Raw genomic sequence first — 12,596 nt, 5'->3', positions numbered from 1 at the left:
AAAAATGAAAAAGATTGCACTCTCTTTGGTGGCACTTGGGTTGCTCACGGCTCTGCCAGGCTTCGCGGCTACGCCCGCGCCGCTTCCGGCGGCCATTGCCAACCATGACGGCCCGATCCGCATCGCGGTGATCCGTAACCTTGGCTCAGACGACAACACCACGCAGTTTATTGCCGGGGCCATTCAGGAAGGGAAGAAGCTTGGCTTTAAGGTCAGCACCTTTTTAAGCAACGGGGACGATGCCAAATTCCAGGACTTCGTGAACCAGGCGATCAGCCAGAAATATGACGGGATTATTCTCTCCCAGGGGCGCGACCCTTACTCCACCGCGCTGGTGAAGAAAGCGGTGGATGCCGGGATCAAAGTCTCGGTATTTGATACCGCCGTTAACGGTGAGATCCCGGGCGTGACCGTGACCCAGCAGGACGATGCCTCCCTGACCAACCTCTCCTTCGGCCAGCTGGCGAAAGATTTCAACGGCAAGGCCAATATCGTCAAGCTGTGGGTGGCGGGCTTCCCGCCGATGGAGCGTCGTCAGGCGGCGTATAAAGAACTGCAAAAGCAGTATCCGGACATCAAAGAGCTGGAGTCCATCGGCGCGGTCTCCTCTGACGTGCAGGGCGACACCGCTAACAAAGTGGGCGCGATCCTGGCGAAATACCCGAAAGGCAAGATCGACGCCATCTGGGGCACCTGGGACGCCTTCAGCCAGGGCGCGTATAAGGCGCTGAAAGAGAACGGCCGTACCGAGATCAAGCTCTACAGCATCGACATCTCCAACCAGGATCTGCAGCTGATGCGCGAGCCGGGCAGTTCGTGGAAGGTGAGCGTGGCGGTGGATCCGAAGCTGATTGGCGCGACCAACGTGCGTCTGGTGGCGAACAAGATTGCCGGGGAAGCCACGCCTGCGACCTACGATTTTAAAGCCGCGGCCATTCCGCAGGCGCTGCTGACCGCCCAGCCGGGCGCGGTGAACGTGGCGTCGCTGGGGAAAATCATTCCGGGCTGGGGCCAGACGGAAGATTTTATCGCGCCGTGGTTTGCGACGCTGGAAGCCAGGTCAAAATAATGCCCGGTGGCGCTTCGCTTACCGGGCCTACGGTGTTGTAGGCCGGATAAGGCGAAGCCGCCATCCGGCGAAAGGACTCAACTATGTCTGCATTACCTCAACCCGAATACAGCCGCAATATGCGGCTGATTGGCCATAGCGATCAGGGCGGTCGCCCGGACGGCGTGCAGCTGATGGTGTACCGCGGTTTCGCCTGGATCGGCCATATGGTGTCGCAGGGCTTTTCGATGGTCGACGTGCGTGACCCGAAGAACCCGAAAGCGGCGGGCTACGTGCCCGCGCCGCCCGGCACCTGGAACGTGCATCTGCAGGCGCATGATGACCTGCTGCTGGTCATCAACGCCCGGGATCTGTTTGCCGATGCCCGCTTTGCTGACGAGAAGGTCTACTACACCCGCCAGGTGGGGGAGACCGTCCGCGACGTGCAGGACAAAGGCTGGAGCGCCGGGCTGCGCGTGTATGATATCTCCACGCCGGACAGGCCGCGCGAAATCGGCTTTCTGCCGCTGAACGGGATTGGCATTCACCGTATCTGGTACGTCGGCGGCCGCTGGGCCTACGTGTCGGCGCTGATCGACGGCTTTACCGATTATATCTTTCTGACCATCGATCTGGCGGACCCGCGTAGGCCCGAAGTGGCAGGGCGCTGGTGGCTGCCGGGAATGAACCAGGCCGAAGGCGAACAGCCGAACTGGCCGGAAGGGAAACGCTACGCCCTGCACCACGCGATTATCGCCGGCGATACCGCCTACGGCAGCTGGCGCGACGGCGGCCTGACGCTGCTGGACGTGAAGGATCGTACCCAGCCTAAGCTGATTAGCCACCGCAACTGGAGCCCGCCGTTTGGCGGCGGCACGCACACCGCGCTGCCGCTGCCGGACCGCGATCTGCTGGTGGTGCTGGACGAAGCGGTGCTCGACAATCAGGAGGACGGCGAGAAGCTCATCTGGCTGTTTGATATCCGCGAGCCGTCGAACCCGGTCAGCATCTCTACCTTCCCACAGCCGGATGAAATCGACTACGTGGCGAAGGGCGCGCATTTCGGCCCGCACAACCTGCACGAGAACCGGCCGGGGAGCTTCGTCAGCTCCACGCTGATTTTTGCCACGTATCAGAACGCGGGCGTGCGCGCGTATGACATCTCCAATCCGTATCGTCCGGTTGAAACCGGCGCGCTGGTGCCTGCGGCACCGGAGAAAATGATGGATACCCGTCCGAATCGCCCGCAGGTGATCCAGTCGTGCGACGTGTTTGTGGATGCGCAGGGGATTATTTACAGCACGGATTATAACGGTGGGCTGTCGGTGATTGAGTATTTGGGGTAAGTGCGGTTTGATGCCCTCACCCCGGCCCTCTCCCACGGGGAGAGGGAGAAAATCAGCTGTACTGCCGCACCCGCGCCACCAGCTCTTCCGCGCTGTCGATACGGTCAGCAATCACAATCAGCGCCTTGCCGAGCGTTATCGCGTGGCGAAGGCATTCGTGGCGCATCGCCTCGTCCTGAATGGTGTCGATATCCGCGACGTGGGAAAGCCCGACGCTGCGGCGAATGAGTTCGGTGCCGCAGAAGCCGATGGCATCATGCCAGACCTTTTTCAGGAATGCGGAGGCATAGCCCGGCGCGCCGAGCGCGGCGTCGCGTGTTTTCTCGTGTGCCAGCGCCTGGAAGCGCTCCGCGAAGGTGTTCCACAGTTCCTGAATATCGGTCAGACGCTGCTCGCGGGCGGCGGCGGCATCGCGAATGCCAAGATGCCCCGGCAGGCCGCAGAAGTTGAGCAGCAGGTTGCCGATAGCGGTGCCGACGTCAAAGCCAATCGGCCCGAAATAGCCGAACTCGGCGTCGATGGCCTTCAGGCTGCCGTCGGCCACAAAAATCGAGCCGCTGTGAATGTCTCCGTGCAGCAGGGCTTCCGCCTGAGAAAAGAAACGGTGCTTCAGGGAGGCCACGGCAATTTTCAGCTGGGCGTCGTCGCGCAGCGCGGCGACGTCATTTTCCAGCTCGGCCGGGTAGCTGTTGCGCGCGTGGATCTGGTACGGATCGTTGAAGAACAGATCTTCGGTGATCTCGCACATCTCCGGGTTGATGAATTTTGCCACCTGCGCTTTTTTCTCGTGCGGGTGCAGGTAGAAATCACTGGTGTGGAACAGCGCGTGCGCGAGGTATTCACCCAGCTGACGCGCTGCCTGCGGGTAGTAAATGTTGCCGATCAGCTCGCCGCGCCAGATGCGATGGCTGGAGAGATCTTCCATCACCATCACCGCCAGCTCCGGATCATAGTGGTGGATTTTCACCGTGTGCTGCGGGCTGTGCCGGTAGTGCTCGACCAGGGTTTGCGCCTCCAGACGGGCGCGGTCCAGCGTCAGCGGCCAGGACTCGCCGACGCAGCGCACGTACGGCAGCGCCTGCTTAACGATGATACGGCTCACGCCCGCGCTGTCGAAAATTTTAAAGACCAGATTGAGGTTGCCGTCGCCTACCTCCTGCGCCTCCACCAGCGATGAAGGATCGTCAAGGCCGCCAAACTGCCTGGCATATTCCACGGCGTCCTGAGCGGTAAAGGTACGGTATTGCGACATGGCCTGTTCCTCACGGTTTGCTAATAAAGACATGTAGACGTCTATACATCTGGATTTCATCCTGACACAATGTGCTACAACAACGCAACAGGGAATTAACGACATGCAGACATTACAGACGACCAGCCTGCGGGTGGCGAATAATCAGCTCTTTATTCTCGACCAGCAGGCCCTCCCGCAGGAGAAACGCTGGCTGGATGCCTCAACGGTCGAGGCGCTGGTCGGGCATATTCACGCCCTGCGGGTGCGCGGCGCGCCGCTGATTGGTCTCTCTGCAAGCCTGCTGCTGGCGCTGCTGGCGGAAAACGGCAAAAGCCGCGACCAACTGGCGGTGGCGCTGGAAACCCTGCGCGCATCCCGCCCGACGGCGGTGAACCTGATGAACAACCTTGACCGCATGAAGATTGCGTTGTGGCAGGAAGAGTATGTTCCGGCGCTGGTAGCCGAAGCGCTGCGCCTGATCGACGAAGACAAACGGCTCTGTGACGCCATTGCGCAAGCCGGCAGCGCGCTGGTGAAGCCCGGCAGCTGCCTGCTGACCCACTGCAACACCGGCGGGCTGGCAACGGCGGGCGTCGGTACGGCGCTGGGCGTGATTGCCCGCGCGCATCAGGAGGGCAAGGTCAGCAACGTCTGGGTGGATGAAACCCGTCCTCTGCTGCAGGGCGGTAGACTGACCGCGTGGGAGCTGGGCGAGCTGGGCGTACCGTATCGGCTGATTACCGATTCCATGGCCGCCAGCCTGATGGCGAAAGGGCTGGTGGACGCCGTGTGGGTGGGCGCAGACCGCATTGCGGCTAACGGCGACGTGGCGAATAAGATCGGCACCTATTTTCTGGCGGTGCTGGCGAAATTCCACGGCATTCCGTTCTACGTGGCCGCGCCGCAAACGACCCTCGATCCGGACTGCCCGAACGGTGATGCGATCCCGATTGAGCAGCGCACCGCCAGCGAGGTGACGGGCGTCGCCGGAAGCTTTGGCGCGGTGCAGTGGGCGCCGGAAAACGCGCAGGTCTACAACCCGGCGTTTGACGTTACGCCAGCCTCGCTGATTAGCGGCTGGGTGCTGGATACGGGTGTGGTCATGCCGCAAGAGGTGGCAAACGGGAAATTCGCCTGAGTCCGGCTATCCTTTAAGGGGTTTCCCTGAGAGGACAATATCGTGACGCTCGATCCTGAAACAGACTTAAAACTGGAGCGCGTGGTGGATGCCCCGCGCGACCTGCTGTGGCTCTGTTGGACCACGCCGGAGCACATCAAAAACTTCTTCATTCCAGCTCCCCATAAGGTGACCGAATGCGATCTCGACCTGCGCGTGGGCGGACGGTTCAACACCGTGTTTGAGGTGGACGGTCAGCGGATGGATAACCGGGGCGTATTTCTTGAAATCGACCCGGGGAAAAAGCTGGTCTTTACCGACGGCTATACCGAAGGCTGGAAGCCGGCCGAGAAGCCGTTTATGACGGCGATCCTGCTGCTGGAAGAGGTGGGCGTGGGCAAAACCCGCTATACGGCGATTGCGCGTCACCCCACGAAGGAAATCCGCGAGCAGCACGAGCAGATGGGCTTCCACGAAGGGTGGGGGATTGTGCTGGATCAACTGGTGGGGTATGTGAAGGGACTGGAGCGTTGAAGCCCGAGCGGCCTGATGCCCTCACCCCGACCCTCTCCCACAGGGAGAGGGAGAAAAGATCATGCGAGGCGAGGATACGCATCCGCTATCGCATCGCCCGTAAACTGGGCCACCCAGCCTTCCGGATTATCGAAAATACGAATCGCCGTAAAGTTCGGCTCTGAACCCATATCGAACCAGTGCGGCGTACCCGCGGGCACGGAAATCAGGTCGTTTTTCTCGCAGAGCACCTGATACACCTCATCGCCAATGTGCAGGCAGAACAGCCCCGCGCCTTCTACGAAGAAGCGCACTTCGTCTTCGCCGTGGGTGTGTTCGTTCAGGAACTTCGCGCGCAGCGCCTCTTTCTGCGGGTTGTCGGCGCGCAGGCTGATCACGTCCCAGCTCTGGTAACCCTTCTCTGCGACCAGCTTGTCGATGGCATGTTGATACGCCGCGATCACGGCTTCGGGCGCGGGATCGTCTCCTAAATCGCGATCCGCAGCCCAGCGTTCAAACCTCACGCCTTTCGCGTTGAGCTGCTGGGCGATCTCGGCGGCGTCGGTGCTGTGCCACTGGTGTTTGCTGGCGTCTTTATCGGAATAAATGGTCAATGCGCTCATGAAGGGATCTGCTCCGGATTAATCTCGTCAAACTGGTGGACCTGATGGTGGTGGCTCGCGCCGTCATCATCGCCGCGAATCAGCTGCAGGGTGCGAAAACCTGCCCGTTCAGCCGCGTCCAGCTCCTGATGAATATCGGAGAGGAACAGGATCTGCGACGGGGCGATGCCCGTTTGCGCCGCGATGTTCTGATAAGACTGCACCTCGCGCTTGGCGCCGATGTGGGTATCAAAATAGCCGCTGAACAGATGAGTAATATCACCTTCGTCGCTGTAGCCAAATAACAGTTTCTGCGCGGCGACGGAGCCAGAGGAATAAACATAGAGATCAATCCCTTGCGCTTTCCATTTTTCCAGCGCGGGCAGCACGTCCGGGTAGAGATGGCCGGTAAAGTCGCCGTTCACGTAGCCGTCGTGCCAGATGATCCCCTGCAGCGCTTTGAGCGCCGTGGATTTGCGGTCTTCATCCATAAAGGCAAACAGAGCATCGATAAGCTCGCTGACGCTGGCGTGCGGGTGACCGATTTCATCACGCAGGTTGTCCAGAATGGATGTGACCGGCTCGGCGTACTGCTGCGCGGTGACGAAGGCCGCCAGCCGCTCACGCGCATAGGGGAACAAAACATCATGGACAAAACGGATATCGCTGGTGGTGCCTTCAATATCCGTCACAATTGCGCGAATCATACTCTCTCCAGTTGTCGTAAACGCATTTCACATTCAAACAGGAATTCCAGTCCTTCCAGATGACGGCGGGCTTCGGCCACATCGCGTCCCCAGCAGGTTAAGCCATGACCGCGCAGAAGAAAACCATAATTAAGCGGGCGTTCCTGCGCGTAATGGGCGATTCGCGAGGCGAGGGCGTCAATGTCCTGGTCGTTATCAAATACCGGGATGGAAACCGTATCCAGATGCGTGGTCTGTCCGGTGAGGGATTTTTGCATCTCAAAGCCGCTAATATTCAGTTCAGCCTCTTTCACCAGGCGCGACAGCACCGTGGCGTTGACCGTGTGCACGTGCAGGACGGCGTTGGCCTCCGGGAACAGACGATAGATGAGGGTGTGTAGCCCCGTTTCGGCTGATGGCTTACGACCCGACGGCGCGCGGTTGGTGGCGATCTCCACCTGGAGAAAATCCTCCGTCGTCAGGCTGCCTTTGTCTTTGCCGGATTCGCTGAGCCAGCACAGGCGTTCGTCATGCCGCACCGACATGTTGCCGCCGGTGGCGGGTGCCCAGCCTTTGGCGCCAATCCAGCGGCAGGCGTCGACCAGATGCGTGAGTTGCAGGTTGTCTGTCATTTTCCTTTTACCCTCTCGGCCAGGAATATTCATATTGTTTAGACGTCTAAGCGTCTTGATTGCCAAAGACTAACATCGTGTTATAGTGGCAGCAACATAAGTATTACAAGCAGGCACAACACAATGAGCATTAACCCATTGATTCCGAAAAGTAAACTTCCCAATCTCGGTACCACCATCTTTACGCAGATGAGCGCCCTGGCGCAGCAGCACAACGCCATTAACCTTTCTCAGGGATTTCCGGATTTCGACGGGCCGACCTATCTGCAGGAGCGTCTGGCGTACCACGTGGCGCAGGGGGCGAATCAGTATGCGCCGATGACGGGCGTGCAGGCGCTGCGGGATGCCATTGCAGACAAAACGGCTGAGCTGTATGGCTATAAGCCTGATGCGAACACCGACATCACGGTGACAGCAGGGGCGACCGAAGCGCTGTATGCGGCGATTACCGCGCTGGTGCGTGAGGGCGATGAAGTCATTTGTTTTGATCCGAGCTACGACAGCTACGCGCCAGCCATCGAGCTTTCCGGTGGCGTGGTGAAACGCGTGGCGCTCCAGCCACCGCATTTCCGCCCTGACTGGCAGGCGTTTGCCGCGCTGCTGAGCGATAAAACCCGCCTGGTGATCCTGAATACGCCGCACAACCCGTCGGCGACGGTGTGGCAAAAGGCCGATTTCGCCGCGCTGTGGCAGGCCATTGCCGAACGTGAGATTTATGTTCTGAGCGACGAAGTGTACGAGCACATCTGCTTTGCAGAGGAAGGGCACGCCAGCGTGCTGGCGCATCCGCAGCTTCGCGAGCGCGCTATCGCCGTTTCTTCGTTCGGTAAGACCTACCATATGACCGGCTGGAAAGTGGGCTATAGCGTGGCACCGGCAGCCATTAGCGCCGAGCTGCGCAAAGTGCATCAGTATCTGACCTTTGCGGTGAACACGCCCGCCCAGCTGGCGCTGGCGGATATGCTCCGCGCCGAGCCGGAGCACTACCGCGATCTGCCGGACTTCTATCGAAAACGCCGGGATCTGTTTGTGAACGCGCTGAGCAAAAGCCGTCTGGAGATTTTACCCTGCGAAGGGACCTACTTCCTGCTGGCCGACTACAGCGCAATTTCCGATCTGGACGACGTGAGCTTTTGCCAGTGGCTCACGAAAGAGGTGGGTGTGGCCGCTATTCCGCTGTCGGTGTTCTGCGCCGATCCCTTCCCGCACAGGCTGATTCGCCTTTGCTTTGCGAAGCAGGGATCGACGCTCCTCGCGGCGGCTGAGCGTCTGAATTCGCTCTGATTATTTCACCGTCCAGGCTTCCGAGTAACGACGGTCTGCAAACAGCTCCAGCAGACCGTTAATTTGCTTGAGGCGCAGCACCTCGTCGCTGTCCATCCCAAGCTCCTTGCCTATTTTCTCGTTGTCCCAGCCAAGCTGCACCAGTTCGCGAACGATCTCAGACATGGCGTTGATCTGATGCCGCCCGCGCGCCCGGTTGTGGCGGATGGTAGCGGCCATACGGTCATGTTTATTCTGCCGCTCCCGGCGCAGACAGGTGACGGGCAGGTATCCCTTGAGCTGGCGCTTTAACACCGCCCGGTTCGTGCTGATTTCATGGCGGTGAAAACCATCTACGATCTCATAATGCTGAGGCTCGCTTTCGGTAACAACAATAGGCTGGGTGAAGCCATCAAGCTCCAGCGATCTGCTCAGCAGCCGCTTTTCCGGCGGTGCTACCGTATTGGGGTTGTAATCGTTGGCCGTAATATCGTCTTGTTTGATCCACATTACGCAGTCGACGGGCTGATCGCGAAAAGGACTGTTTTTATGTATCGCCTCACGAAACGCATTGATGGCGTCAATTCGTTCCTCTTCTGTAAGTGATTGAAGGTATGTTTCCATTTCTGTGATTAGTCGTTGTCGCATAAAATTCCCCACTCCTTGCGTCTTGCCTTCACTCTGTCGCTGTAGCGCTGATAGTGTTTGGGTTTATTTGGGCTGAACGAGAGCGCCCGGCACCAGTAGTCGTTATTGAGTAGAACCTTACAAATACGTCGCCACGAGGGAATATCTTTTGCCCCGATGTCACCTTCCTGCGTGTCGGGAATATCGTCCATACCTCTCTTTTGATACCAGTGCAGATACACCGCGATTTTATTGCGGTAATGCTCCGCCGTATTTTGCGGCATGCTGTCGAGCAGCAGCATGGCGTATTCGCGCCAGCAAAGATGTTCGGGTTTGAGTATTTTGCGGTGACCATAAAAATGGTTGTCGTGACCTGCGTAAATTCCCCCGCTGCGTACCCCGCTGACGCGCTCGCACATGGCGGCCCAGCGTTCAGGCTCCACAACATGATAGAGCCACAGCCCCTGACGCTGTTCCGGACCAAAGGGCTCGCAAATACGCATATAGCGCGGCGGCACACCCGCCTGGTACATTAGATCGTAGAGCGTGTTATAGCGACAGCCCGTTTTTGCAAACCAGGTCCAGATATCGGCGGTTTTCCAGTCGTAGAGGGGATAAACATACCAGGCATGTCCACCCGGCGCGATGGTCGTCCAGGGTTTATCATCAGCAAACCGCTGCTTACGTGCCGACGCGATGGCCAGAAAGCGGTTGTAAGACTCGTCGGCACGAATGCCAATCAGCACGGCTGCCGGGCGATTGCAGGAAAACCAGTCAGAAAAACTGCGAACAAATGTCTCGAACGTCATTCCTGGCTGATAGAAAGGAAAAAAGGCAGGATCGGTGATGGCATCGTCTGGAGGTTGCCGCACCCACTGGGCTTTCGGCTCCCAGCACTGCCATTCTGGCTGGAATTGTGACAGGGAATTTTGCGTCGTGAGGGGAAGCGCCACCCACCAGAAACGATCGATTACATCGCTGTATAAGGCACGCATATGTTCGACATGGTTGATGGTACAGGTAAATTGCGCTTCCCAGTCGATAAATAAAACATCTATTTTTCGTTTTATCGTGCGTGCGTGTAATGCCGTCAAATGTAACAAGACGGTGGAATCTTTTCCGCCTGAAAAAGAGACACAGACTCTGGATAAATTTACCAGCGTCCATTCTATTCGCTCTTGTGTTGCATTGAGGACGTTATTATCCAATGGAAATTTGTAAACTGACATATCATTCCCTTGTTGAGTAATAATTATCAAATGGCAGTGTTAATAATTGGGAATGATACTCTCTGTGCGTAAATAATTACAGATAAAACAGTCGATAAAGTTAATACATTAATCAAGTGAATGCATTTAAATATGAACGACTGCCTGAAGAGCAGTCGCCCATTATTAATGTGGTAAGGATAGTTCCTCAATGAAACTGGAAAATGCCGAGCTATTCAGTGCCGAGCGATTATACATCATATAAATTTTTATCGTAGGGAAGGTGAAGTCCGTCTCGATTTTACGCAGGTTTAATGCCGGGCCGTAATGCTCCAGGGCTGGCGTGGGGGTTAATCCAATAATGTCAGAAAAGCTAATCATCGACAGCAGTGATATAAACGAATCGCTGCGAAAAACGATATTTCGCTCGGGAAGCAGTTGTTCAGCATTCTCCTGATAATTCTTCACGCTCAGCTCATCACTCAGGTAGGCCGTGAATTTTTCCTGAAGAATCTCGTCACGCGTCGCATGTAAACCGATACGGGGATGGTCCTGGCGGCAAACCAGCGTAAAAGGCATCTCGTAAAACAAACTGCATGCCGTCGAACGGCTATTCAGTGAAGCAAAGGAGAATACAAGGTCTGCTTTCCGGTACGCCAACAGATCTTCTGCAGAATCGGGAGCAAGGAAAACATCATGCAACTCAATTTGATAGTTATGCTTTTCGATCAAGATTTTCATCGGGTCAAGCATGACTCTAGGCGTCATAAACTGCGGGCAGTAAATCACAAAATTCTTTTTAAGCCCGCTGCTGTGCATGATGTTGATGGTTTGCTCAAGCTGGTTAAGGTTCTCTTCAAGGTGCTGATGCAGATTAACCCCCACCGTAGTGGGAGTGATCCCTTTTCCCGACCGAATAAACAATGGGTCATTGAGCTGGCCGCGCAGGCGTTGCAAGGACTGACTCACAGCGGATGGCGTGATATAAAGCGTTTCGGCTGCCTTACTGATACTGAGATGCTGATAAATGCATTCAAATATTACCAGTAGATTAAGGTCAAACTTTTTAAGATCGTAGAGATTTGCCATGTTTCGTCCTGAGGATGCCGTGTTTGCTGTGATTATCACATCACTGATAACTATAGTTTGAAGTTAACCATTTACAATCCCTGTGGTTAACTCACTTAATTTTGGATTTAAGTCATCTTAATATATCACGCTATCAAATTAATGAAACAAAACTTCAAGGGTGGTTAAGGTAATTTTATCTTTAAAGGTCGAACGCATGAATTGAATGATGATTGATATTTATATATTGTGTGGAATTCATCACGGAATTATATTTATAACATTTTGAGAACATGTTCGATCATACCTATCACAGCCATAGGCAGGACTATCTCTCTTATGGATTGCTCATTGCCTGCGTGAATGGTGTAATCAAACCGCTGTTACCGCCTTGATATAAAGGGTTGTAGAGCGCAACGCAACGCCAGCTTCGGCTGGCACTGAATGTACCTGCGGGGAATTCAGGTATCAGGGCCGCCCGTTGAGGCGGCCTTTTTACTTTCAGGCTCCCTTTAATAAGGTTCACCTTGCTGTCTTGTTGATGTTGTAAGGTTTGGCTGATTGATTTGATAAAGCATACGCATTAGCCCCGATGAAAAAAGTTGGTTACCTTACATCTCAACGAAAACACGGAGGAAGTACAGATGTCTTTGATTAACACTAAAATTAAACCTTTCAAAAACCAGGCGTTCAAAAACGGTGAGTTCATTGAAGTAACCGAGAAAGATACCGAAGGTCGCTGGAGCGTCTTCTTCTTCTATCCGGCTGACTTCACCTTCGTTTGCCCGACCGAACTGGGCGACGTGGCAGACCATTACGACGAACTGCAGAAGCTGGGCGTAGACGTTTACTCTGTCTCTACCGACACCCACTTCACCCACAAAGCATGGCACGGCAGCTCTGAAACCATCGCGAAAATCAAATACGCGATGATCGGTGACCCGACTGGCGCCCTGACCCGTAACTTCGACAATATGCGTGAAGATGAAGGCCTGGCCGACCGTGCGACCTTCGTTGTCGATCCGCAGGGCATTATCCAGGCTATCGAAGTTACCGCTGAAGGTATCGGCCGTGACGCATCTGACCTGCTGCGTAAAGTGAAAGCCGCTCAGTACGTAGCTTCTCACCCAGGCGAAGTGTGCCCGGCGAAATGGAAAGAAGGCGAAGCGACTCTCGCTCCATCCTTAGACCTGGTCGGCAAGATCTAAGTCTGTAAAGTCTGGCGGTGCTGCGCTTGCACAGGCCTACAGTA

General features: G+C 56.1%; 13 protein-coding genes. 6 read left to right on the top strand and 7 right to left on the bottom strand.

The window, feature by feature from the left end; translation table 11 throughout:
* The first annotated feature begins 4 nt into the window (after positions 1–4).
* The gene (locus KK102_RS06745; protein WP_010428467.1) at positions 5–1,069 is read left to right on the top strand and encodes a sugar ABC transporter substrate-binding protein; all 1,065 of its coding nucleotides are present in this window, start codon (positions 5–7) and stop codon (positions 1,067–1,069) included.
* Positions 1,070–1,152: 83 nt separating this feature from the next.
* The gene (locus KK102_RS06740; RefSeq protein ID WP_216357234.1) at positions 1,153–2,394 is read left to right on the top strand and encodes an LVIVD repeat-containing protein; all 1,242 of its coding nucleotides are present in this window, start codon (positions 1,153–1,155) and stop codon (positions 2,392–2,394) included.
* A 52-nt stretch (positions 2,395–2,446) separates the two neighbouring features.
* Here the strand turns inward: KK102_RS06740 and mtnK are convergent, their stop codons facing one another.
* On the bottom strand, positions 2,447–3,646 hold the full coding sequence (mtnK, locus tag KK102_RS06735) for an S-methyl-5-thioribose kinase (protein ID WP_126544133.1): 1,200 nt from the start codon (positions 3,644–3,646) through the stop codon (positions 2,447–2,449).
* Positions 3,647–3,749: 103 nt separating this feature from the next.
* Between mtnK and mtnA the strand changes: the two genes are divergently transcribed.
* Positions 3,750–4,766, top strand: a complete 1,017-nt coding sequence (mtnA, locus tag KK102_RS06730; protein ID WP_216357233.1) for an S-methyl-5-thioribose-1-phosphate isomerase — start codon at positions 3,750–3,752, stop codon at positions 4,764–4,766.
* A 42-nt stretch (positions 4,767–4,808) separates the two neighbouring features.
* A complete protein-coding gene (locus tag KK102_RS06725; protein WP_216357232.1) occupies positions 4,809–5,279 on the top strand; it encodes an SRPBCC family protein in 471 nt (156 codons plus the stop codon).
* 59 nt (positions 5,280–5,338) lie between these two features.
* Here the strand turns inward: KK102_RS06725 and KK102_RS06720 are convergent, their stop codons facing one another.
* Genes KK102_RS06720 through KK102_RS06710 form a run of 3 tightly spaced genes read right to left on the bottom strand, consistent with a single transcriptional unit; the run spans position 5,339 to position 7,178 of the window.
* Positions 5,339–5,881: a 1,2-dihydroxy-3-keto-5-methylthiopentene dioxygenase gene (locus tag KK102_RS06720; RefSeq protein WP_126544136.1), complete on the bottom strand. Its 543-nt coding sequence runs from the start codon at positions 5,879–5,881 to the stop codon at positions 5,339–5,341.
* Positions 5,878–6,567, bottom strand: coding sequence for an acireductone synthase (gene mtnC / locus KK102_RS06715; protein ID WP_148401336.1), 690 nt, complete (start codon positions 6,565–6,567; stop codon positions 5,878–5,880). Before mtnC ends, KK102_RS06720 begins: the two co-directional genes overlap by 4 nt.
* Positions 6,564–7,178: a methylthioribulose 1-phosphate dehydratase gene (locus KK102_RS06710; RefSeq protein ID WP_100165310.1), complete on the bottom strand. Its 615-nt coding sequence runs from the start codon at positions 7,176–7,178 to the stop codon at positions 6,564–6,566. The genes mtnC and KK102_RS06710 overlap by 4 nt, the downstream gene beginning before the upstream one ends.
* A 123-nt stretch (positions 7,179–7,301) precedes the next feature.
* Here KK102_RS06710 and KK102_RS06705 point away from each other — a divergent pair, with 123 nt between their 5' ends.
* Entirely contained in the window at positions 7,302–8,462 is a 1,161-nt protein-coding gene (locus KK102_RS06705) for a pyridoxal phosphate-dependent aminotransferase (protein ID WP_216357231.1), read from the top strand.
* Here KK102_RS06705 and KK102_RS06700 read toward each other — a convergent pair whose 3' ends face one another.
* The 3 genes from KK102_RS06700 to citR all read right to left on the bottom strand — a co-directional run bounded on the left by KK102_RS06700 (position 8,463) and on the right by citR (position 11,365).
* The gene (locus tag KK102_RS06700; protein ID WP_126544140.1) at positions 8,463–9,089 is read right to left on the bottom strand and encodes an IbrB-like domain-containing protein; all 627 of its coding nucleotides are present in this window, start codon (positions 9,087–9,089) and stop codon (positions 8,463–8,465) included. It abuts the gene before it with no gap.
* The gene (locus KK102_RS06695; RefSeq protein WP_216357230.1) at positions 9,074–10,297 is read right to left on the bottom strand and encodes a phosphoadenosine phosphosulfate reductase; all 1,224 of its coding nucleotides are present in this window, start codon (positions 10,295–10,297) and stop codon (positions 9,074–9,076) included. The genes KK102_RS06700 and KK102_RS06695 overlap by 16 nt, the downstream gene beginning before the upstream one ends.
* A gap of 165 nt (positions 10,298–10,462) precedes the next feature.
* Positions 10,463–11,365 carry a DNA-binding transcriptional repressor CitR gene (citR, locus tag KK102_RS06690; RefSeq protein ID WP_216357229.1) on the bottom strand — a complete coding sequence of 301 codons (903 nt, stop codon included), beginning with the start codon at positions 11,363–11,365 and terminating at the stop codon, positions 10,463–10,465.
* Positions 11,366–11,988: 623 nt separating this feature from the next.
* Between citR and ahpC the strand changes: the two genes are divergently transcribed.
* Entirely contained in the window at positions 11,989–12,552 is a 564-nt protein-coding gene (ahpC, locus tag KK102_RS06685; protein ID WP_032638815.1) for an alkyl hydroperoxide reductase subunit C, read from the top strand.
* Positions 12,553–12,596: the final 44 nt, after the last annotated feature.

Origin of the sequence: Enterobacter quasimori (assembly GCF_018597345.1) — a bacterium.
Classification (GTDB): domain Bacteria; phylum Pseudomonadota; class Gammaproteobacteria; order Enterobacterales; family Enterobacteriaceae; genus Enterobacter; species Enterobacter mori.
The sequence above is the reverse complement of the archived record's forward strand: the minus strand, read 5'-3'. Positions and strand labels throughout refer to the sequence as shown.

Excerpts from the sequence above, each read along its gene's own strand:
- KK102_RS06700 (WP_126544140.1), bottom strand. The coding sequence starts at position 9,089 with ATGCGACAACGACTAATCACAGAAATGGAAACATACCTTCAATCACTT.
- KK102_RS06695 (WP_216357230.1), bottom strand. The coding sequence starts at position 10,297 with ATGTCAGTTTACAAATTTCCATTGGATAATAACGTCCTCAATGCAACA.
- citR (WP_216357229.1), bottom strand. The coding sequence starts at position 11,365 with ATGGCAAATCTCTACGATCTTAAAAAGTTTGACCTTAATCTACTGGTA.
- ahpC (WP_032638815.1), top strand. The coding sequence starts at position 11,989 with ATGTCTTTGATTAACACTAAAATTAAACCTTTCAAAAACCAGGCGTTC.
- KK102_RS06740 (WP_216357234.1), top strand. The coding sequence starts at position 1,153 with ATGTCTGCATTACCTCAACCCGAATACAGCCGCAATATGCGGCTGATT.
- mtnA (WP_216357233.1), top strand. The coding sequence starts at position 3,750 with ATGCAGACATTACAGACGACCAGCCTGCGGGTGGCGAATAATCAGCTC.
- KK102_RS06745 (WP_010428467.1), top strand. The coding sequence starts at position 5 with ATGAAAAAGATTGCACTCTCTTTGGTGGCACTTGGGTTGCTCACGGCT.
- mtnC (WP_148401336.1), bottom strand. The coding sequence starts at position 6,567 with ATGATTCGCGCAATTGTGACGGATATTGAAGGCACCACCAGCGATATC.
- KK102_RS06705 (WP_216357231.1), top strand. The coding sequence starts at position 7,302 with ATGAGCATTAACCCATTGATTCCGAAAAGTAAACTTCCCAATCTCGGT.
- KK102_RS06720 (WP_126544136.1), bottom strand. The coding sequence starts at position 5,881 with ATGAGCGCATTGACCATTTATTCCGATAAAGACGCCAGCAAACACCAG.
- mtnK (WP_126544133.1), bottom strand. The coding sequence starts at position 3,646 with ATGTCGCAATACCGTACCTTTACCGCTCAGGACGCCGTGGAATATGCC.
- KK102_RS06710 (WP_100165310.1), bottom strand. The coding sequence starts at position 7,178 with ATGACAGACAACCTGCAACTCACGCATCTGGTCGACGCCTGCCGCTGG.